Origin of the sequence: Staphylococcus sp. AS1337 (genome assembly GCF_051408735.1) — a bacterium.
Lineage (GTDB): Bacteria > Bacillota > Bacilli > Staphylococcales > Staphylococcaceae > Staphylococcus > Staphylococcus xylosus_B.
Genome location: NZ_JBOIHZ010000011.1, coordinates 1 through 21,453 on the forward strand (window position 1 = coordinate 1; position 21,453 = coordinate 21,453).

The 21,453-nt window shown below is 33.0% G+C and carries 21 protein-coding genes; all 21 read right to left on the reverse strand.

Annotation, left to right across the window (positions count from 1 at the left end; genetic code table 11):
• Positions 1-536: 536 nt before the first annotated feature.
• The gene (locus tag ACSUE0_RS13120; RefSeq protein ID WP_119615069.1) at positions 537-908 is read right to left on the reverse strand and encodes a YxeA family protein; all 372 of its coding nucleotides are present in this window, start codon (positions 906-908) and stop codon (positions 537-539) included.
• An 854-nt stretch (positions 909-1,762) separates the two neighbouring features.
• Positions 1,763-2,704 (reverse strand): terpene synthase family protein, encoded by a 942-nt coding sequence (locus ACSUE0_RS13125; RefSeq protein WP_119615068.1) that lies wholly within the window; start codon positions 2,702-2,704, stop codon positions 1,763-1,765.
• Positions 2,705-4,032: 1,328 nt separating this feature from the next.
• On the reverse strand, positions 4,033-5,424 hold the full coding sequence (locus tag ACSUE0_RS13130; protein ID WP_119613278.1) for an N-acetylmuramoyl-L-alanine amidase: 1,392 nt from the start codon (positions 5,422-5,424) through the stop codon (positions 4,033-4,035).
• Between the two features lie 10 nt (positions 5,425-5,434).
• Positions 5,435-5,722: a phage holin gene (locus ACSUE0_RS13135; RefSeq protein WP_119613277.1), complete on the reverse strand. Its 288-nt coding sequence runs from the start codon at positions 5,720-5,722 to the stop codon at positions 5,435-5,437.
• Positions 5,723-5,943: 221 nt separating this feature from the next.
• Positions 5,944-6,309 carry a DUF2951 family protein gene (locus ACSUE0_RS13140; protein WP_259338010.1) on the reverse strand — a complete coding sequence of 122 codons (366 nt, stop codon included), beginning with the start codon at positions 6,307-6,309 and terminating at the stop codon, positions 5,944-5,946.
• 42 nt (positions 6,310-6,351) lie between these two features.
• Positions 6,352-6,495 (reverse strand): XkdX family protein, encoded by a 144-nt coding sequence (locus tag ACSUE0_RS13145; RefSeq protein ID WP_119613275.1) that lies wholly within the window; start codon positions 6,493-6,495, stop codon positions 6,352-6,354.
• A complete protein-coding gene (locus ACSUE0_RS13150; protein ID WP_119613274.1) occupies positions 6,479-6,838 on the reverse strand; it encodes a hypothetical protein in 360 nt (119 codons plus the stop codon). The genes ACSUE0_RS13145 and ACSUE0_RS13150 overlap by 17 nt, the downstream gene beginning before the upstream one ends.
• An 11-nt stretch (positions 6,839-6,849) precedes the next feature.
• Complete coding sequence (locus ACSUE0_RS13155; RefSeq protein ID WP_182475125.1) at positions 6,850-8,349, reverse strand: BppU family phage baseplate upper protein; 1,500 nt, start codon at positions 8,347-8,349, stop codon at positions 6,850-6,852.
• Positions 8,350-8,360: 11 nt separating this feature from the next.
• Positions 8,361-10,973, reverse strand: coding sequence for a peptidase G2 autoproteolytic cleavage domain-containing protein (locus ACSUE0_RS13160; protein ID WP_119613272.1), 2,613 nt, complete (start codon positions 10,971-10,973; stop codon positions 8,361-8,363).
• A gap of 16 nt (positions 10,974-10,989) precedes the next feature.
• Entirely contained in the window at positions 10,990-11,517 is a 528-nt protein-coding gene (locus ACSUE0_RS13165; RefSeq protein WP_119613271.1) for a hypothetical protein, read from the reverse strand.
• Positions 11,510-13,090, reverse strand: coding sequence for a prophage endopeptidase tail family protein (locus tag ACSUE0_RS13170; protein WP_259338009.1), 1,581 nt, complete (start codon positions 13,088-13,090; stop codon positions 11,510-11,512). The genes ACSUE0_RS13165 and ACSUE0_RS13170 overlap by 8 nt, the downstream gene beginning before the upstream one ends.
• An 18-nt stretch (positions 13,091-13,108) precedes the next feature.
• Entirely contained in the window at positions 13,109-13,936 is an 828-nt protein-coding gene (locus tag ACSUE0_RS13175; protein WP_119613269.1) for a phage tail domain-containing protein, read from the reverse strand.
• A gap of 1 nt (position 13,937) precedes the next feature.
• The gene (locus tag ACSUE0_RS13180; protein WP_119613268.1) at positions 13,938-18,464 is read right to left on the reverse strand and encodes a peptidoglycan DD-metalloendopeptidase family protein; all 4,527 of its coding nucleotides are present in this window, start codon (positions 18,462-18,464) and stop codon (positions 13,938-13,940) included.
• A gap of 27 nt (positions 18,465-18,491) precedes the next feature.
• Complete coding sequence (gene gpGT, locus ACSUE0_RS13185; RefSeq protein WP_259338008.1) at positions 18,492-18,623, reverse strand: phage tail assembly chaperone GT; 132 nt, start codon at positions 18,621-18,623, stop codon at positions 18,492-18,494.
• A 53-nt stretch (positions 18,624-18,676) separates the two neighbouring features.
• Positions 18,677-19,039, reverse strand: coding sequence for a phage tail assembly chaperone G (gpG, locus tag ACSUE0_RS13190; RefSeq protein ID WP_119613267.1), 363 nt, complete (start codon positions 19,037-19,039; stop codon positions 18,677-18,679).
• A gap of 85 nt (positions 19,040-19,124) precedes the next feature.
• On the reverse strand, positions 19,125-19,310 hold the full coding sequence (locus ACSUE0_RS13195; RefSeq protein WP_119613266.1) for a hypothetical protein: 186 nt from the start codon (positions 19,308-19,310) through the stop codon (positions 19,125-19,127).
• 18 nt (positions 19,311-19,328) lie between these two features.
• A complete protein-coding gene (locus ACSUE0_RS13200; RefSeq protein WP_119603798.1) occupies positions 19,329-19,958 on the reverse strand; it encodes a major tail protein in 630 nt (209 codons plus the stop codon).
• 12 nt (positions 19,959-19,970) lie between these two features.
• Entirely contained in the window at positions 19,971-20,375 is a 405-nt protein-coding gene (locus ACSUE0_RS13205) for a hypothetical protein (RefSeq protein ID WP_029376954.1), read from the reverse strand.
• Between the two features lie 2 nt (positions 20,376-20,377).
• Positions 20,378-20,782 carry a hypothetical protein gene (locus ACSUE0_RS13210; RefSeq protein ID WP_119603799.1) on the reverse strand — a complete coding sequence of 135 codons (405 nt, stop codon included), beginning with the start codon at positions 20,780-20,782 and terminating at the stop codon, positions 20,378-20,380.
• Positions 20,779-21,108 carry a hypothetical protein gene (locus ACSUE0_RS13215; protein WP_029376952.1) on the reverse strand — a complete coding sequence of 110 codons (330 nt, stop codon included), beginning with the start codon at positions 21,106-21,108 and terminating at the stop codon, positions 20,779-20,781. The genes ACSUE0_RS13210 and ACSUE0_RS13215 overlap by 4 nt, the downstream gene beginning before the upstream one ends.
• A complete protein-coding gene (locus tag ACSUE0_RS13220) occupies positions 21,098-21,439 on the reverse strand; it encodes a head-tail connector protein (RefSeq protein ID WP_119613265.1) in 342 nt (113 codons plus the stop codon). The genes ACSUE0_RS13215 and ACSUE0_RS13220 overlap by 11 nt, the downstream gene beginning before the upstream one ends.
• Between the last annotated feature and the right edge of the window lie 14 nt (positions 21,440-21,453).

Sequence of the window (21,453 nt, forward strand, 5' to 3'; positions counted from 1 at the left end):
CCATTTTTATTTAATTTCGTAAATGGATTACTTTTATTCTCGTTTTTTTGGATTCTATTATGAAAAGGTTTGAATGTTTTGTTCGCAAATACAACAGCTTCTTCTTTATTTAAAGTTATTGAGCCTCTTTCTTTTGCTACCATATAATTCACATCTTTCTCTCTTTTATTTTTCTATATCTCTATATTAATACTTAACGTTGCAAAATTGCAATGAATATTAGCTTATTTTTTAGCTTTTCGTGAAAATATTTAACTTTTGGCATGAAACAGCCACCCAGTAGGAAGCTGGATGGCATCAACTATTAGCAAATAATCATACAACCAATATGAATACTATTAAGGAGAATCTATTAAATAAATACCCACTTAAAATGTTAATAAACAAAAAAAGACAGCCGAATTAACGACTGACTACTAACCGTTTTTAAGAATTTTAGAATGTGCGCACGGTATATATGCACAATTGATAGATTAGCATAAAAAATTTACCCCCCCTAAATTTATGAAAATAAAAATCAAACCCAAAAATAAAAATTACTCTTTAATTTTTTTTAATGATACTTTAGGCACTTCCTTTTCCTTTATTTCCATCCATCCTTTTCCTTGCGATCCTTTTGCATAAATTTTTATATATGCTTGTTTTTTAAGTTTTTTATCTATTAGTTTTCTTATTATTTGTTTGTCCCCTTTTTTATCATATCCGTCAAAAGTATATAAATATTTATCACCCTTTTTCTCACCATCGTTGCTAATAGTATAATATGCTTTAACATCTTTGTTAGTTAAAAAATTATCTTTAAATGCTTCAATACCTTCAGTTTTACGTTCTAAAAACACAAATAAAATACTAAATATTATTACCAATATAATAATACTAATTAATGATAAATTGAATATCTTTTTCATTTTCAAATAACTCCCTTTGGTTTAATTACTCATTAATTGTATCTATTTTTTTTAGACAACGTGCCATTTTAACATAACTATGAAATGACAATAATGTCATATACTCATGATATTTAATATTAACGCTAAACAAAAAACCACCCCGAAGGGTGGCTACAACAAGTAAATTTGAATGTAGATTATCAAGGGGATAACCTACAAATATATTCTATCACATAAATTAAAAGACAGACACGTAAGTGCCTGCCACATAAGATGATTCCTTAATATAGACGATTGATACGTCTACTATTATTATACACTTTTATTTAATATTAACCAACATAAAAATGGCCACCTAAAAAGGTGGCTGCACTATATATTATATATATTTTATAACCTATTGGTTATTATCATTAATTTAGCACATAAATAAAATGTATGCAAGAAGATTAAGCTTAATTCAACAGTAAGATTTGTAACCTCCATACAACATAGCTAATAATTATATATATTTACAACTTAATACGATAAATAAAAAAGCCACCCCGTAGAATGGCTGTGAAAAATATATTTAATAACGTAAGACAAGAATTATACTTACAAGTACATATTAACATAAAAAAGTAGCCACATATAGTAGCTACTAAACATATTATTGAGAAGCGACAATATGTCTAAAAACAATTGTAATCTTACATTACCACATCACTATATCTAATAAACAAAAAAATACCACCGAAGTAGCACCCTATCATCATGAAATTTTGTTTTCGCTGAAAGGTATCAATATCAAGCTATTTATATAATATCAGAATATTCTATATTTTAAGAAGCAAATTAAAAAAAACAGGTACAGAACAATTTTATATATTCTATATATTAGAATATATAAAACGTTTTGATTTTAAACTCCACTCATAGTGCCCACGAATCACGTTTTCTAGACGAGCAATATATTTTACGATATTACTATCAAAAGGTTGATTTAATTCGTAGACTTCAGTTTTAAGTTCATTAAATTTATTAATTTCTGAGTCCACTATATTTTTCACATCTCTTAATGCCTCTTCTAAAGTATTGCCATTTTGTTTTTGCATAGAAATTACTAGGTTATGTATTTCATTGTTTTCAATTTCCTTCTTTAAAGAAAGAATATCGTTAGTCCAATTGACGAGATTATTTGCTGAAATAATCAATTCATTAAGTAAATAATAACGTACCTTTGTTGGAAGTAATTTTCCTCCACCTATTTCTATCAAGTTAAAAGCAATGAAAGAACTGCCATTATAAAGACGTTTTTCGTTATAATCTTCTACTGTAGGAATTTCATTTTTTATTTGGTTATTTATTTCCCATGCCATAGCTTCAAAACAATCTTTAATATTTTTTATTAATAAATAATGGAATTCTATAGGTGTTACTGCTTGTACACGTTGCCACCAATCCTTCCATCCATTAAGAAATTGGTCCTCTATATAAATAACATTCCCTCTAAGCACGTCAATGATTCTGTTTGAATATTCTTTAAATTGAATAGGGTCTTTTACATTTTCACTATAATCATCTAGCATACAAAATAATAAAAGGTAATCAGACGTTAATCTAACATTTTCTGAACTATCATAAGGTTGGGAATGAGACGCTAAATATGCTATTTTTTGGCTTTTATATTTATTGATATTATTACTATCCAATATACCAATTTCATTTGCCCATTCGACCATAGATTGCTGAATTTCTTTAGCGTAAGGATTTATATCACCATCAAAATTAGCCTCTATTTCAGGGATTTTATTTGTAACAATAATTTTCACCAACTCCTAATATCATTCATTTTATATATTTTTTACCCATAATTAAATTTTAAAAACATTATTTTTCATAATATTTTTATTTTTTACATAAAAATATTGATTATATATTGCTTCGTTTTTTATTAAATAAAAAAATAGGGCAAGCACATAAGTGCCTACCCTTAATATGATCACGTGATAAATTTGTTATAACAAAAAAGCAGACACGGAACAACGTATCTACTTCTTTTAGTAAGGTATATTTGAATGGTTAGCAATAATACATTGCTTAAATAATTTATATCAAAAAAAGACACCCTTGTAAAGAGGTGCCTTTTCGGATTTATTTTAACTACAATAATGTGGAGAGATATTCAATTGTTTTACTCTTAACTAACTAAACTACCTTTCATTTAGCTAGTTACTGAATGATAACAGTTCTCAATTAAAATTACAATAGATAAATAAAAACAGCCATCCAGTAGGAAGCTGGATGGCATCAATCATTAGCAGAGTTGAAACGAAAAATATATTTTACTTTGGAAATTCTATTAATTAAATACCCACTTAAAATTTTCATAAACAAAAAAAGACAGCAGAATTAACGACTGCCTAAATTTTAAAGGAAGTTTCTATAATCAGAAACTAACAAAAGTATATCATATAAATAAAAAATGGCCACCTATAAAGGTGGCTGTACTATATATTATATATATTTTATAACCTATTGGTTATTATCATTAATTTAGCACATAAATAAAATGTATGCAAGAAGATTAAGCTTAATTCAACAGTGAGATTTGTAACCTCCATACAACATAGCTAATAATCGTATATATTTACAACTTAATACGATAAATAAAAACCACCCCTAAGGGTGGCCCGAAAATTTAATTGGAAAGATAATAAGAAATTATCTATATAGAATATAACATAATAAAGCTATTTCAAAAAGTAATTATTTGTAAATATAGTTATTGTTTTTAGCGCTATTAAAACCTATAACATAAAAAGACAGACACATAAGTGCCTGCCTTGAGCTAAAGTAATTACTAAAATAATTTCATACTTAATAGAAATTTATATATACAATGAAAGGATAAATGCTATATTATCAGAATATTCTATATTTTTTAAATGATATATAAAATACCACCCCAAAGGGTGGCAGTCATGTAAAAATAATATTTCCCCATTGAAACTATGTCTCTATTCAATAGTTATTCGCCAATGTATCAAAAAAAGACACCCCTGTAAAGAGGTGCCCGTCACAAATAAAAGGTTAAGTTAAAACGAATGTTCCAACCATACTCTTATTTTATCACTATAAATTTAACTTTCAAATTATTCTATTTCCAATCAATACTACCCCAATATTTTTCATTTTTGATTTTTTCATTCTTATCAGTAATCTTACATACAGCTAAATAGAAATAGCCAGCGCTTGGATTAGTTGGATACTTAAATTTAATCCACCAGTAACCATCTTTCTTAGTTACACTTACAAAGTCTACCCAGTCATCTTTAGTAAATAACCATGAACCTTTATCAACAATGGCACCTTGTAATCCTGGTTTACGTCTTACCTTAATACCTGTTTTACCTGCATTAGGATAGAAACGTCCTTTCCAGTTCCAAGTGATTTTTTTACTTCCTCCACTTGTGCCACTTATTGGTTTGCCATTGATAGCCCCTGCAAGTTCTTTACTAAACTTGTCATAGTTCTTTTTAAGATAATTCATATCTTTTTTATTTGTAATGAATCCCATTTCAACTAATCTGTAATTTATATTCAAGCGACCTGACACATTTGCGTTCAATAAATCGTTACGTGGGTCAATACCTCTTATTGTTCCTACGGTAGCTTTCAAGCAATTATTTATATCTTTATCAATCTTATCTGCTGGCCACTGGTTGGAAATAATCACATGGCCACCTGTTGCACTTGCACTAGCTGCATCAAGATGTAATTCAACTACCACATCATATTTCTGTTGTTTTACCCAATACATGCCGTAGTTTTTAGTATCTCCAAGACGTTCACCGTATTGTGTATCGACAAATAAATTTTGGTCTTGTTTACTTCCACCGTATAGGTCTACAGTGTGACCAGCTTGTTTAAGATATTTTTGTACATTTGGAGCAATGTATTTACGAATGAAATCACGTTCGTTTGTACCATTACCAACTGCACCAGGGTCATTGTATCCATGTCCTGCGGCGATTAGTATTTTCTTACCTTTTGACGTGGGTTTAGCCACACTTGTTACTTTATCTTTAACTTTATCTACCACTGTAGTTTTAGCTTTATACAATGGTCTGATAAAAAACATGGGATTGTCATAATAATGAGTAATTAATTGAGCAACTTCTGGTGGATTGTTTCTTGCTCCACCGTACCAATTTTGATCTAGTGAAACGAAACTATTAATATTTGCAGACCAAACAATTGCTACATGTCCTGCACCTCCACCATATCCACCATGGAATACAACGATATCTCCCTTTTGCGGTAAGAAATTCGGAGTGTTTTTATATACCGTTGCAAGTCCATTAAAGTTGTTTGCTGTCGGTATATCCTTTGCGTAAAAACCTGCCAACCTTCCACCTGTTAAATGATTCCAATACATGTTAGCTAAGTCAAAACACTGCGCTCCAAATGCTCCGTCAAAGTCCCACCAATAACCTTTAAGTTTCCCCAAATATGCATGTGCTTGCGCTTTAGTTTTATTAACAGTCATTTAATCACTCCTATATTTGTCCGTCCTTATTTGCGTCAAAATCACTAGGTGCCTTACCGTTAGTTGGTTGTTTCTTTTCATATTTCAGTTGTTTCAATTTATCGTTAGCTTGTTTACCTTCTTTAGTTATTGGGTTATCTTTATAAAACATATATAAAGCTACAAACGTTGTTAAAATTGAACTGATACTATCTTCATCTACTGGAATAGGACTAATGTTTTTAGTTGCTAACCATTGATTAATTAAAGCTAAAATTAATACGATAAATCTTACCGATGCTCCTAATGTCGTTTTCATATAAAAACCTCCATATTTTTAAAATTGCTTATATATAATAAAAACAAGACGCTGAGAAACGCCCTGTGTTGTATTGAGAAATGTATTTACCTATCTTTGTGCATAATAAAAAGCCGACACATATGTGCCGACTTAATTTAAATATTATTTACAATCTCCAAACCAAAAACATTGCCAAAAGCTACCACCTAATATAAATTTGAACATGCTTTTCACCTCCTTTAAATACCTAACCAACTTCTAACTAATGCAATAATTAAAGAACTAAATAACGTGAAAATTGTCCCTATTATTAACCATTTAAGTTGCTTGAATTCTTTACGACTTTCTTCTTTATGAAGTCTTTCAGATTCCCTCTCTTTATTTATGGAGTCTAAAGTGAAATCCATTTTCTGATTTGTTAATTCTTGGGTGTGTTGACCTCTTTCGATTTCCCTTAGTGAGTTGTGAAGTTTTTCAATAGAATTATAAACTTCTTTTCTATCTTCTTTTATTGTTGTTTCTATATTTCTAAACCGTTTATCGTTATATCTGTCTTTGTCCTCTAAGATACCAACCCGTCGTTCAATATCTTTTGTTCCATCCACACTCAACATGCCACCCACTTTCTATAAAATAAAACCACAAGCCTAAGCCTGTAGTTGTTCTGGATAATCTAACCCAGTTATTGCTTCGTATTCTTCTTTAGTTATCCAATTGCATTTAACACTCTCAAAAATCTTTTGTTTATCAAATAGTTCTAAATCATACAAACGTTTAAGAGTCGTGAACATCAGACATACCTCCCTGTACTTTTAATAACTCTGCTGTTAAATTTGCAATATCTTGTTGTAAACCTTCAATTTTAGAATTGTGTTCTAAGTCATTAGCTAAAAGCTGAGCATTTAAAAAATCATTTGAACTAGGTATATCTGGTTCTTTTTCAGGTAAACTTTCTTCATATTCCTCTTTAGTAGATCCAACCCATTCATTACCATTAAAATAGAACGGACTGTAAATCCCTTCTGGAGGGAGTGTCTCAGTCCATTCGTCTTTTGGATATTCGTATTCTCCATCTTCATTTTCAAATGCAAGAAATGGTGTACCGTCGTAAAGGTATACTTGTTTAAAATCCATTTATATTCCTCCTATTCTTTCCAAGAATATTCTCCATAGATATATGCGGTTTCATTCCATGTTGATGAATCACCATTTATATAAAATCTCACCTCACCACTAGGTCTAGCTGTTATATAACCACCTGAATAGCTTGTTGATGTAGGAACTCTTATAGGGAATGAATGCGCGTTTTTGAATAGATTACTAGGTAATTGAGCAATCACTTGGCTTTGTGTTAAATTCTTTCCATTAAACCTAATCGTTTTCTCTGTAACACTACCACTTGTTATAATTCGATATGCACAATCAAAACCATTATCTCCAGCGCCTTTAAACGCTGTATTTGTTGTTGCGCCATTAATTAAATTAAATGGTATCCAACCAGTGTCGGTTTGTGCATTATCTACACGTTCCCACTCTGACCAATTATTATAAAAACGTTTTAACCAAATTTGAGTTGAGTTATAAGGTCTAAATGTGATGTGTTTGACTGTTCCCTCTCTTAACTCAATTCTCGTAAACCCTGCTGTAGAACTTGCTCCTGTAATCGGTGTGGATGTTGTGTAGTAGTTACCTGGTTCGAGAGCGTATAAATTATCTAAACTGCTAGCAAGATCTGTAGTAGGATATGTTCCATCATCATTAGTTAATTTATATTTTTGCCACTTTAACTTACCTAATTCTTCATCTAATATTTGAGGTGATAAAAATCCGTTATCCTCAACTGTTTGATTGAATTCGGTTACTTTAGCGTCTACATGTTCTGTAGCGTCTGTAGAAATCGTGTTAATATTATTCACTGCAATTGATGCTGTATCTTGAACACTCGTTTTAGCATTGTTAGATACCGTTGTTATATCTTCTGTAACCTCATCTTTAACTTTAGTTAAATCACTCTTAGCTTGAGCAATATAAGCTTGAATATCTGATTTACCACTAGTAACAATAGCATTTAATGTTTCTATACCTTGTTGTAATACTGATTTCATTTCTGCTACATAATCCGCACCGTTTGCTATAGCTTCTTCAATATCTCTGACTTGTTGCTCAATCTTCATTTTTAATTGGCTAAACATGCGAATGTATTCAATCTTAGTGAATGAAGAAATTTTATTAATAAGTGCGTCTGCAACTTCAAACGTGAACTCTCTAAACAACGCAACCTCGTTATATTCAGTTTTACCATCGACATTGTTAACTCCGATATAAACTTGCCCCTTAACACTCGTTGATGTGCTAGCGTGTAAGAATTCGCTATCTAACGTAATTGTTACAATGCCTTTATTAGAATCTTCTATTTCTAACTCAATCACATCTGACACACTACCATTACTAGATTCAAAGTAAGCATAAGCTGTTAAATTATTTTCATGAATCAACAACGGTCCTTTTGAGTTACTTAACTGAAATCTTAGTATTGCTGTATTTTCATCTAAATTATAAAAACCAACCCCTAAATCAGAGATTGGTTTTAAATACGGTTCAGATTTTAATTTAAATAGTGCTTTCTTATCTATTCCGTTACTCACATAATCACTCCTTATTTTACTAATACAACTGCAACTCCATAACCTTTTTCAGATTCATATGGTGTAGTTATTTCTAAAACTTTATAGAAACCGTTGTTGTTATCTTTAGTTCCAATGCCTTTATTAGGTTTAATATAGTCGTTAACTGAAACTGTGGAATCAACTCGTGTAAATATTTGACCCATTAATCCAACTACGTTCCATTCTGGACGTTTAGAACGATCTTCGTATCCTTCATTTTCAATAAAATCTGGATTAGGAATTGGCACTTCTACTTCTTCAGAATAAGTATTCCCTTCATCGTCTTGCCATTCTTTAGTCGTCCATTCCGTTTGTGTAACACCAAATTCATCTTTTAAAAACTTATCTTTATGATGAAACATTTGGTCACCTAAAATGACACCAGCTGTACCAGAGATAATGCCTATAGGTTTATCATTTGAGTTAGCTTTGCGAATGTATCTACCATCTAAAGTAACAATATAACCATTAGGAATTTCTTGACCTGATTGAGATTCAAAATATTCGGCATAGTCACCAAAGTTTTGCCCAGATGATACAGTACCTTTTGTATTAATGTTGCCACTAATACTACGCATTTCAATACTTGTGTTTTCTCTGTGTGGTCCATTTGTACCGTAACCCATTACAAAATAATAATTACCTTCTGTTTTTACTCCTCGAGAATTGAGTATTGTCTGGGTATGATTACCATTAGAAGTTTCAGATTCTAGTGAGTTAAGAACTGCACTTCTTGAACCGTACGCTTTAGATCCTGCACCAGCTCCTGCTATCCAACTTCTATCACTGAAAGCGTATGAGTTACCTGTAGAAGCAATCACTGCTGAGCGTTCTGCAATTGCACCCGAACCTGTTGAACCACCACTGAAACCACCTTTAACTACAGTAGGAACAACTTTGTATGCTTTTTCTGTAATGTATGCGGCGTTTTTATAACTCTCTGCATTTACACCAATAATCTCTGCAGTGTTGTTATACAATTCAATACCATTACCTGTTCCTTGTCCTTGCAAGTTAGCGTTCACAATTCGAAAATCATAAATCTTCCCACCACCAGCGATACCAATATTTTGAGAAGAGTTCCAGATGTTGATATTACTTAAAGTAATCTTCTTACCTCTGTTACCTCCGCCAAATATTTTTATATCTGCTTGTGAGTTCTTAAATCCAGTAACATTAATACCATTTAACATGATGTTTTCACTCATGAATTGTATTGCAATAGCTGGTTGACCAGATGTGAATTTTCCATCACCAACGGCACTAAAGTTGTTAACTTGTACATTTCTATACGCTGAGATAATTAAAGCACGTGGTGTAGTGTTTGGATAAACTTTATTATCATATGGTTCTACAGCTGTACAGTTACTTAACAGTAAACTATGCGCTGTTTTAGATTTAGGGTCTCCTGCTCTGTGATGTCCGATATGTCTTAAATTATAAGCACGTGAATCATGAATAGACATATGATTACTAATTAGCACATTATTAGGTGCTGATGTAGGGGCATGCGCTTTAACCTCTATACCACCATAGTTCATTTCAGTCATATTATTATCTAACATGATATGTTGTGAACCGTCATCAATTTCAATGCCGTTATTATTACCCCCACCAGTTGCGTGATGACAATAATTGTTTGTAATAACTAAGTATCTTGAATGATGTGTTGTAATACCATCATCACCAAAACCACTTGCTTCACAGTTATCAATGTGAATATATCTACTTTCTAAATCCTCATTTACTCTTACGCCGTCACCTTCATAGAAATAAGTATCACTAGCGTAAGTGACATCAAAACCATGTAGTAATGCATCTATTGATTTTATATTACTTGCAAATCCATGTTTTACACCTGCGAATCTAACGTTAGAAGATAATGAGCCACCAGCAGCTTTAAATGCTTTATCTTGTCTCCACTTATTACCATTAACCGTAAAATCTTTAATACCAATGTTATTTGCATTACCTGTCATATCTTCGTTAGTAATTACGATATTTTCGGCTGGTGTTTCATCTGCGAATATAATAGTCGTAATATCTTTGCCTTCACCTGACAACACTGTATTATTTGGCAATTTAATCCCAGTAACTTTATATGTCCCAGCAGTCATATGAACATGGGCATTACCACCTCTTAAAGCATCTTTGAATGCTTGTGTAGAGTCTTGTTCACCTGTTGGATCTGCGCCATAATCATTGACGTTTACAATACGTTCAATTTTCTTGTTAAGATAATTAAAGTTTTCTTCCATCTTGTTTTTAATGATTTCAAAGTCATACTTCAAACGCTTAGACAGTAAAGGTTGGTTAGTGCCATCTAAAGCTGTTCTACTGTCTTTAATTTCTTCTATGCCATCACCATTATGACCAACAACTAAGCCCTCAATACGTCCATCCTGATAAGTTAATTCATCATGAACATTCGAGAGCTTGTAATCAATCTGTTTAGAATTGTGGGCATGCTTTTCATCTGATTTATGATGTTCGAAATTCTTTTCAAACGTGTAAAAACTATCTAGTATGTTTTTGAAATTATGAATCGTTTTATATCTCCACTGTTGACCTATTTCAATAGGAAAATCTAAAAGTAATCTCATATGTTTAGCTCCTTTTTTATTCTAACCAAGTAAATTCTTGATACACCCAATTTACTTTAGCTTGGTCGTCTGGATGTACAAATGCCATAACTTTACCATCCTTTAAACACTCAATAGTTATCGGATTTCTATAACCATTTTGTCTAGCTGGAAATGATTGATTGTCAGTCACAAAACCAGTTGGCAATTGTGCAATTTGCATCGATGAACCAGTAATATTGCCAACGTTTAATCTTATTGAACGAACAACAAAACTTTTGCCAATTAACGAGTTCCCAGCCCTTACCTCTCTTATGGCGCTTTTAAATCCTGTTGCAACGGCGGTGTTTTTATTATCGGGTGGAATTGATATGTCTATCCACCCTGTGTCGCCCACCATGTCTGAAACCTTTGTGTTGATAGTATCAATTAATGCATTCATTTCCTTAATTTTTTCATTTATATCTGCTATTGAAATATCACCTTGAAGTGCATCTATATGGGTAACTGGGTAATAAATTTCACCTTCATTATCTTTCAAATATCTATGATTAATTTCAGCCATCTGTTAACGTCACCCCCACAATATCCGAATAGTTTTCAGGTATAGTAAAAGACGACCCACCAAGTGAACCGCCTTTGACTAAACTATTTACTTTTTTAATGTTTCTACTTATGCCCTGTTGTATTTTTATAATATCGGTTGGTGAGTTACTGAAATCGACTTCTACTGGTTCGTTTACTAATGGATGTGAAGCAGTGAGTTTAACAACTTTTAAATCTAAGTTATAACCTAGTGGTTGGTGTATAAACCTTATTGTGTTGTTTTCTTTGATATCATCATGACCAATATAATGTTTTTCTTCAACAGAACCTAAGTAGTTAGTTGATACCTCAACAGTTGGTTGATCGTTGAGCTCACCTTTTATTTTCTTCAATAATTCATCTTTGTCTAACGCATTATCATCAAACACTGTTGGCGCTTCTGCAAAACCAAACGCGTCCATATTTGGTGATTTATGTTCAGCATAAGCATGATAAATGTCAGTGCCTTTCAATACTGCAGTAATGTTTAACACTGTTGATTTCTCTGTACCAACATACATACAAGGTTTTGACTTTTTATAATCAATGCCTGGTTTAGCACCCCTGAATACTGCTTTAAAAGTGTGTTTACCTTTTGATAAATTTCTTGCGATAATTATTTTCTCACTTGTAGCTGTTTTACTATAGCATTCATATCGTCCAACCAATTCATCGTCTAAATAAACATCAAGCAAACCACCTTTAGCCATTTTCTTCAACGTCCACTCGAGAATTTCATTGCCCCACTTACAATTAATTTCTTTTGAATAACTAGCTCCAACTACTTCTGTTCTCCAAGTGCCATCTTTAATGAAAGTACCTGAATAGCTTATGTCTTTGGGTTTAACTGGATTGTAGTTCTTTGTTTCAGCTTTTGTTTTCTTTTTACCATAACCTTGAATATAAGTTTTAACATCCGTAGTAGTAACTGTAGCTTGTACTTCACTTGAATTATATTTGTAGATCAATGGTATATCTGCCATTTGATAAAATGTTTCTTCATCATAGATGTATATTTTCTTATTGTCGGCAAAATAAATATAATTGAATAATTCTGCGCCTTCGGTTAGAAATTCCATACCATTTTTATTACCTAATTCATCAATCGCAACACGATTAGTGAATTTACCTCTTATTTCATAAGTGAATCCAAGTTTGTTACCTTTAAAACCAAATTCAAGGTATTGTTCAAGTGTCATCGTGGGTTTCTTATACTCATCTGTAGTTTCATCGCCATTCATTTCCTCATTTTCTAAATCTTTTTGAATATAATGATTTTGAAACTCCATAAAAATATGTTTAGCAGTCACATCGTTAGATATAACTGCGCCATCATATTTAACAGTGGTCGATTTAATAACATATTCTTGACCTTTCCAAACTATCAACATTTCATTGAGTAAAGCATCGAATAAATCGGAATTTATATAGGTTTTATAAATAGTAAAATCAATTGAGCGTTCATTATTCTTTTCATAATTAAGTTTCCAGGAACCGAAATCATAATCTACAAGTATTTCTCCAAACGTACCCTTTTTATTTTTTAAAACCATGTCTCTCAATTCATTCACCTACCTATATACGAAAGGGAACACCCAATGTGTTTGAACATTACCGATATTCTCACCTATTATTTCAATTTCGTTAAAACCTTTATCTAATGTGAGCCATTGCCAATTAGTATCAATTCCGACACGTTTGTTATTTATAAAAGGATGCACACCATTTATAGTTAACCTTTGATTACTTTTAATAGGTTTCTTATACTCGAATACGTCACCCGTTGTTTTATTTATTATCTTGAAACCTTTTGGCGCATCTATATTAATTAACAATTTGAACTTATGTCTTAGCAATGGATTGATTACATCAGAGGAACCATTGTAAATATTGAAACTTGTCGTATCATGCTTGTACTTAATATCTTCATAAGCTAACACGCCACCTTCCAACTGCCATTCTCCACTAGATAAACTAAATTGGTCAGTTTCTTTAAGTGATTCGGAATAACCTTTAAATACTACAAAAGTAACTGCGAATGTAGCGAATGAATTTGTTAAACTTTCGTTACCATCCTCCGTACAATAAACCGCATATTTTTTACCAGGTAAATCTGAATGCCAAACGAAATATGGTTCACGTCTGAATAATAAACCTCTTAATTTTTGTTTAATCAACCTTAAATCTTTAGTATCTTGACCTTTAAATGAAAAGTTTAATATCAAATTAAAAGGACCAAACGAACTTGGTCCCATTAGCACTCCATCTGTTCCATTTACTTCAGTGGTGTTGGCTTTTACTTCGACACCTTCCTCAATGAAATCAAGAAACTTCAAGTTAGGTATGTCGGTTAGTTTTATATTGATATCGTCATTAAATAACTTTACTTCCTTTTTCAAATTAGAAAGCACCTCCCATGTTGTATGCCATCATTTGCGCTCGTTTACCCTGCGCTCTACTCATTTCATTTTCACTTACACCGGTTGGTTTTTGTTCGATACGTTGGTTACTTGCAACAAGTTGAGTAAGTAATTCCACTTGTTTTTGAGTAGCTTCAAGTTGACGTGCCATGTAATTAAGCATTTGATTGTCATTACCACTACTAGATGGTGTACGCATTTGATTAGGTCGTTTGTTTTTCTTATTACCTTCTATTCTTTGTCTGGCTATAGCAAGTAACTTCATTGCGTCAGATTGTCTGCTTGGGTCTGTAGGTATTACAAATTCTGGGTGTCCTTCTTCTGCTAAATTGTATAAACCAGATGAATTAATCAAACCACCAGTAGCATAGCCACGTCTTGACCCAGTAGGACCCCAACCAGTTAAACCTCTTGCCATTCTTGATTTCCATGATGCAAGGTCGCTACTCCAATTACTGTTATTGAAAAAGGCTTTAAGTTGGTGGAAGCCGTTTAGAATATTTCCTCCACCTTTAGTTTTGTATCCTGCAAATGTTCCAGGAGTATATTGAAGTAAACCACGCGCTTCATTACCCCCACTGTTAACATCTGTGTAACCGTGTTGAGTAACTTTAGGGTCTCCATTAGATTCTGTTTGAATAAGTTTAACGATATCGTTTAATTTACTACCTGACAGTTTAGTCCCTGTCGCTTTAGCAGCTCGTTTAATATCGCCTTTCCATTTTGATGCAGATTTAGAACCACTGCTCCCAAGACCCTTAAGCCATTCAAGTACATTAGATTGTGGTTTGCCATTTTTATTAAGTTGGAAGTGAAGGTGTCCTGAACCTGCCGTAAATGCACCAGTGTTACCAGATTTGGCGATTAAGTCTCCAACACCGACTTTTTGGCCTTTACTAACTAATTGTTTGCTTAGGTGCATATACCAGTTAGTTAAGCCTTTACCTATATCAACTTCAATAGATTTACCGCCGCCATAGTCATTCCATACTTTTGATACCTTACCTCCAGCAACAGCTTTAACGTTTGTACCTGGTGTCATACCGAAGTCAATACCATAGTGTTTACCGCCATTAAATCCTAAACCACCAGTATAATTACCAAACTTCTGCCAAATATCATGTTTTAACAACCATCCAGCATCACCTTCGCCACCTTCTGCTTCTTCAAACCAAGATTTGATTAAGTCAGTAGCTGCTGATTTAAGTTTCTTGAACATACCACCCATTAGATCATAAGGAACATTTCCTTTTTTGATACCAAACGAACTCATTCCGACGCCCATACCATCTAATATTTTATTAAGTAATTTACCTGGTTTTTTAATCCAGTCCATCACATCTCCAATATTTTTAGTAATCCAGTCTTTTGAGAATTTACCAGCACTAGTTAAAGCTTCGCCAGTCTTCTGCATACCTTTAGATATACCATGTTTGGCAGAGTCGTAAGTGCCATTTACTGCATCCCAACCTTGCTCTAACAAGTTCTTATCTTTCTTCTTATTCTTACCTGTACCTTTAGAGAATTTAGGGATTTGTCCTGTTTTTTGTAACTTAGCAGTAGTACGACCGTTAATTACTCTATCGCCTTTATCTAACATTACTGTAGCGTCTTTTCCTTGTGGTGCAAGTAATGAACCGTTACTCTTCTGAATTAGCTCTTGATATCCTCCAACACCTTGAGCGTTACCTGGTCCACTATCATTTACTGTAGCTAATGTAGGGCTGCTTATAGCACCATTTGAAACTACATTACTCGATGCGCTTTCTGTACCGGTTGATAGTTTAACTGGTTTAATCATTTCTTTCCCCATGCCTAGCATCGAGCCAACTTTATTAATACCTTTAATCAAACTATTCAGACCTTTTTCAACACCACCCATCATGTCATCAAAAAATCCAGTGATCTTACCAATAATTTTCTTCAAACTATCTCTCATTACTCCGAAAGCACCTGTTACTTTATCCTTAATGCCAGTAGCCATTCCAACCACTTTATCTTTAATATTCGTCCATTTATCAACTAAATAGTTACGAACTGCATTAAATATCTTACGTGTACCTGAAGATAAGGCATTAAATTTATCTTTAACACCGTTCCATAGCGCTTTGGCAAGAGATACAACTTTATTTTTTATTGCATTCCATACACTAAATAAGAAGTTTCTAATTTTACTTGTGATTGAGTTAACGCTATTTCTCAAATTAGTAAACATAATTTTTACGCCATTCCATAAAGATTTCGCTCTTGAAACAACGCCATTTTTAATATTTGTCCATAATTTTAAAGAGAAATTTTTCACTGCATTAAATATCGATACAATGCCATTTTTTAAAGTATTAAATGTATTTATTATTCTAGCTTTTAACACTTTTACAATGTTTATAATCCCATTTTTTATAGCGTTCCATACTTTGATAGCAAATGACTTTATAGCATTAAATATAGTTACTACAATACGTTTGACTAAGTTGAAATTAGCTCTAACTTGATTGACATAAGCTTTAATAATTGCAACTACACCATTTTTTAACAATGTCCAAATTTTAATTGCTGCTACTTTCATTCCGTTCCATAAAGTAGACAATACATTTTTCAATGCCTTTATAGGATTTTGAACTGCGTATTTAATCCCATTCCATGTAGTAGTAGCAACCTTTTTGAGCGTATTCCAAACTGCTATTGATGAATTCTTAATAGTATTCCATATATTTATGATGTATGGTTTTATGAAACCAAATACAGAGATCGCTGTATTCTTAATAGCGTTCCAAGCTGAAATAACCGCATTCCTAAATGTGCTGTTAGTTTTCCATAGATATATAATCCCGCCAACTAATGCAGTTATAGCAGTTATGACTATACCAACTGGTCCAGTCATAAACCTTATTGCTAATCCTAAACCTTTAGTCGCAACTGTTGCTGCTTTTGTAACGCCTGTCCATACCACAGTTGCTGCTGCAGCTACTTTTGATTTAATTGCTTGTGCTGTTTGAGAAGTAGTTAAAGCTGCAATAGCATATCTATAACCACTTGCTATACCTCTAGCAGTAGCAGTAACTCCATTCCACAATGCTTGAGAAGCAGTAGATATTTTAGCTGCTGCATTATGTCTTGCAAAGAATTTTATCAATCCCGAAAGACCGCTAAACATTCCACCAATCATACTAGTGAATTTACCAAATATGGTTAGTACTGGGCCCATGGTTACTAACGTGATACCTAGCCATTTTACTATTCCACCAAGTGTTTTTTGAGTGCCTCCATCTAAACTTTGCCACCATTTAATAACACTTGAAATACCACTAGACAATTTACTGAAAGCACTACCTATTTTTTCTCCTGTTTCTTTCGCCCATTGTTGCGCACCAGGTGATTTAAGAAGGCTTTCAAATTCATGCAACGATCCTTTAGCTTGTTCAAACACACCACCTAGTAAACTTTCGCCAATTTGACCGATATAAGCTTTTGTATTCTGAACCATACCTGACCATGATTTAGAATATGCACCAGCCATTCCACCAGCAAAGTCATCCATTACAGTAAGGAAATCTTTCGAACTTACTTCTCCTTCTGTAACCATTTTTCTAAATGCATCATAAGACACACCTAAATGTTTTGCCATTGCGTTACTAAATCCAGGCATACCTTCTTCTACCATATTCAATTCTTCTGTCATCAACTTACCTTGACCTTGAACACGGTTAAATATCATTGCCATTTCAGATACTGGTCTATTAGAACCAACAGCAGCATCGCCAACTAATTTGATGTATTTCTGTAGCTCTTTACCTTCTTTAACTCCTGCTGCAAGCGCACCTGCCGCAACGTCAGTACCTTCGGCCATTGTTGTCATACCGCCTTGAATAGCTTTTGCAACTTGGTCAGTTATAGATCCAACTTCTTTAGTTGAATAACCTAAACCTTCTAATTTAGCTTTCGCACTATCCAGACCAACAAGTCTATCGAAGCCTAATTTAGCTGTAATACCAGCCATTGCAGTACCAGCAATCAACGCTGGTTTAGTTATACTACTTGTTAGTGAACTTCCCATGTCTTGCGCCTTTTGTCCGACACCACTCATACTTTCACCAACACTACTAAAACTATTGGCTAGTCTTCCACTTAGCGAAAAGTTTTCTTTGTAATACTGATTTAAACGACTGTATTCATCACGCATTGCGTTTATAGAGTTTGCTTGCTTGTTATATTCAGTTTGAAGTCTAACAGCCTTAGCACTATTAGAACCTTGAGCTTGTGACACTTCATTATATTGTTTTTCTAACTCATTTAAGTTTGTAGTACCAGATTTAATCGCCCCGTCTAAATCGTTCATTCTTGATTTATAAGATGACGCACTTTTTTCGCCATATTTAAAATTATTACTAGATAATTTTAAACTTGAATCTAAAGATCTAAACTCACGTTTTATTCCAGCTAATGTTTTACTAACTCCCATATCTTTCATGGATAAGTCAATTTGTAATCCTTTTATTCTTTCTGCCATTACTCCACCTCCTTCTTTTGAGATGTATTACATGAATGCATCAATCATTGATTCTGATTTCTTAACATTCTTCTTATTAGATTCATTTACTAATTCCATAAAAAAAGAAAAGGGCATATCCAAGATGTCGTTAATATCTTTGCCCCCTTCTTTCATCATTTGCATCATTATTTTTTTCATGTTTTCTTTATGCTCTTTATAAGAAATTGTTTTTAGATTATTCTCGCTAGTTCCTTTTTTCTTTCTTCGTCCATTTGCCCTTGAGCAATAAATTGAATTTGTTGTTGTAATTCTTCTACTGCGTCTGGCGCATGTAATCTGTCTAATAAATCATCTTTTGTAAATTGTTTGTTATAAATATCAACCACCATATCTAACATTTGGTCGATATTTGATTGCGCTGATGCATTTTCGTCTTCCGTCCCATCCATTAAATCTGCTGCATCATAAATTTTTCGGAATGGAATTTGAGTAGGTGTAATATATGTGTCGAATTTTGCGTTACCTTCTGTATCTGTTACTGCGTTACCTTTTTTGTCGATTTGAATTAATTTAATAAAATTACGTTTAGCCATAGTTTGATTTCTCCCTTATATCTGTTTTTTAGTTTTTATTTGCAAATAAAAAGAGGGCTTTAAGCCCTCAATAATTGTTATTCTTCTATTTTTCTATTTCTTTAATTAATACCTTGCCTCGTTTATTATCACTTGTTGTAAGGTCTAACAAACGGTCGTGTGACACTTTTTTGTTTACTGGTTTTGGATAAGTGTCGCCAACATTGTAGACCTTGTTTTTATCTTCTAAATCAATGAACTTGTGTAAGACTTCATATCTTTTCTTAGACATAATCAAACCTCCTGTATGTTATGCGCCTAATTCTTCTTCTGGAGTGTTTGAGCCTGTATCTTCGTTACTACTTTCAGAAGATTGACCAAACACTGCTTCCCAAATAGCGTCCTTCATAACTGATGACCCTTTAGCATCATGCCCCATTAACATAGCTTTTTCTTCTTCAAACCCTTTAACTGGTGCTTGCATAAATTCTGCAGTAGTAGAATCAGAACTGAACTCAACGCCATCTTCTTTAGTATTTCCTTCAACTTCTGGGAATGTAAATAAACCTTTAGGTAACCCAACATATTCACGCGAACCATCTTCCATAGTCTTAGCGAACATAACTGCTACGTACGGTGGCGTATCATTACCAACTGATACAATGCCTGATTCGGATTTTTCTAAGCCGAATAAAGCTACTCTATCTTCTAATGGTAATTTATGGAAACCAGCTTCTACTTCAATAGTTCCGTTAGCTACTGCCATTTCCGCTACTTGGTTATCACCATAAGCTTTTTCTATATCTTGGTCTTTAGACACTGAAATTTCTTGTAAATATTTAATGCGTTCTGGATCAGTAACTTGTTGCACATCTTCACCATGTACTTTGTAATAAAATTCAGTTAAACCTGTAAATGAACGGTAATTTTTCTCTGCCATATTGAAACACTCCTAAATTTTGTAATATTGTTTGCCTTCGAATCTTTTTGCTTGGTGGTACAATTTAAAATCCTTGATATACTCGGGTTTAATTGATGAAGTTTCACCGAACCCCAATTGCTCCCACATAATTCTTTGCAATAAAAAAACGAGCCTATCTGATAGGACTCGTCCGTTAATGCCTGTATTTTGTTTTACGAAGATATCTATTTGAAATAGGTATTCGTATGTCATATTGTCGTCATCTGCAAAATCAGAGGGCTTAGGTGTGTCTATTGGATCTATGACAATACATGTCGTCTTGATTTCTTGTGCGTTTGGATAATCGTAAAATTTAATATCGTTTTTATTAACGTTGTTCATGATTTCTTGATTATCTGTAATCGCTTTGTATATCTTCATCATGATGTCTTCCACTCTTACACCCTCCTTCTGATTTCTTCTTTTACTGTTCTAAAATAAGTTTCTCTACCTTCACGCATAGCTCGTTCAATTACGCCTTTACCAGCAGTATTAACCCACTTTCCTGAACGGTCGTAATGACCAAATTCATTAAGGTGAATTATTCTGTAACGTTGCTTAGGACCGCGCCAATGAATCTTAACTGTACGCACACCACCAATAGTCATTGGTTTAGATAAAGAAGTTTCAGACACTGATTCACCAGTATCTTTAAATGAACCCATATCTCTTTTTATAATCTGTACAACCTTTTGCCCACCTTTAGTTAAAGCGAAATCAGTTATACGTTTAGTTGCAGATTTACCAAACTTCTTTTCCAAATAAGCTATGATTTCTTTATCACCTTTAACAGATATTGTCATTCTTCTTCACCAACCACCTTGATGTAGTTAGGAGTCTTAGCAAGAGCCACATTTTTTATATTAAAAAACAACCCTTTATAAATACCGTTTTTAATTTCAAATGTTTGATTAACATTAGGTATAAATTGAGGTTGTGGATTTCTAATATTTAATGTGACTGACCTTTTACTAAGCTCTAAGTTTCCTAATTGAACATCTTTTTGTGTAGGTTCATACAATCCTCCGAAACAGCTATAAACTTCTACTGGCTCATTCATTCCAGCTTCTGGTCCATCATTCATAATTTCATAAAAAGAAACTCTAAAATCTAATTGATTAAGATTCATCAGCTATCACCTCTAAGTTATCTGAACGCCATTTAGTTAAACCACTTCTTAACGTTTGTATTAGAGCCATAGATGATGCTGGGACTTCAAAACTTTGTTCATTCGTTGTTATTGAACGATTATCATTATGGTGCGCAACTATATTTAAAACTGCTAAATTAAAAAGAGGATTATCCTTATAAAAAGGTTCATCCTCCATATTCAGTGAAACTGCTGTTTTAACTTCTTTTATCGCACCAGGTAAATAAACTTCCATAATTAAGTCGTCATCAAAATCATGATCTACACGTATCGCCTTTTTAACTGATTCAACGCTATCTAATTTAAACATTGAATTCACCTACT

Excerpts from the sequence above, each read along its gene's own strand:
- ACSUE0_RS13120 (WP_119615069.1), bottom strand. The coding sequence starts at position 908 with ATGAAAAAGATATTCAATTTATCATTAATTAGTATTATTATATTGGTA.
- ACSUE0_RS13130 (WP_119613278.1), bottom strand. The coding sequence starts at position 5,424 with ATGACTGTTAATAAAACTAAAGCGCAAGCACATGCATATTTGGGGAAA.
- ACSUE0_RS13135 (WP_119613277.1), bottom strand. The coding sequence starts at position 5,722 with ATGAAAACGACATTAGGAGCATCGGTAAGATTTATCGTATTAATTTTA.
- ACSUE0_RS13145 (WP_119613275.1), bottom strand. The coding sequence starts at position 6,495 with ATGTTCACGACTCTTAAACGTTTGTATGATTTAGAACTATTTGATAAA.
- ACSUE0_RS13150 (WP_119613274.1), bottom strand. The coding sequence starts at position 6,838 with ATGGATTTTAAACAAGTATACCTTTACGACGGTACACCATTTCTTGCA.
- ACSUE0_RS13160 (WP_119613272.1), bottom strand. The coding sequence starts at position 10,973 with ATGAGATTACTTTTAGATTTTCCTATTGAAATAGGTCAACAGTGGAGA.
- ACSUE0_RS13165 (WP_119613271.1), bottom strand. The coding sequence starts at position 11,517 with ATGGCTGAAATTAATCATAGATATTTGAAAGATAATGAAGGTGAAATT.
- ACSUE0_RS13170 (WP_259338009.1), bottom strand. The coding sequence starts at position 13,090 with ATGGTTTTAAAAAATAAAAAGGGTACGTTTGGAGAAATACTTGTAGAT.
- ACSUE0_RS13180 (WP_119613268.1), bottom strand. The coding sequence starts at position 18,464 with ATGGCAGAAAGAATAAAAGGATTACAAATTGACTTATCCATGAAAGAT.
- gpGT (WP_259338008.1), bottom strand. The coding sequence starts at position 18,623 with ATGATGAAAGAAGGGGGCAAAGATATTAACGACATCTTGGATATGCCC.
- gpG (WP_119613267.1), bottom strand. The coding sequence starts at position 19,039 with ATGGCTAAACGTAATTTTATTAAATTAATTCAAATCGACAAAAAAGGT.
- ACSUE0_RS13195 (WP_119613266.1), bottom strand. The coding sequence starts at position 19,310 with ATGTCTAAGAAAAGATATGAAGTCTTACACAAGTTCATTGATTTAGAA.
- ACSUE0_RS13200 (WP_119603798.1), bottom strand. The coding sequence starts at position 19,958 with ATGGCAGAGAAAAATTACCGTTCATTTACAGGTTTAACTGAATTTTAT.
- ACSUE0_RS13210 (WP_119603799.1), bottom strand. The coding sequence starts at position 20,782 with ATGACAATATCTGTTAAAGGTGATAAAGAAATCATAGCTTATTTGGAA.
- ACSUE0_RS13215 (WP_029376952.1), bottom strand. The coding sequence starts at position 21,108 with ATGAATCTTAATCAATTAGATTTTAGAGTTTCTTTTTATGAAATTATG.
- ACSUE0_RS13220 (WP_119613265.1), bottom strand. The coding sequence starts at position 21,439 with ATGTTTAAATTAGATAGCGTTGAATCAGTTAAAAAGGCGATACGTGTA.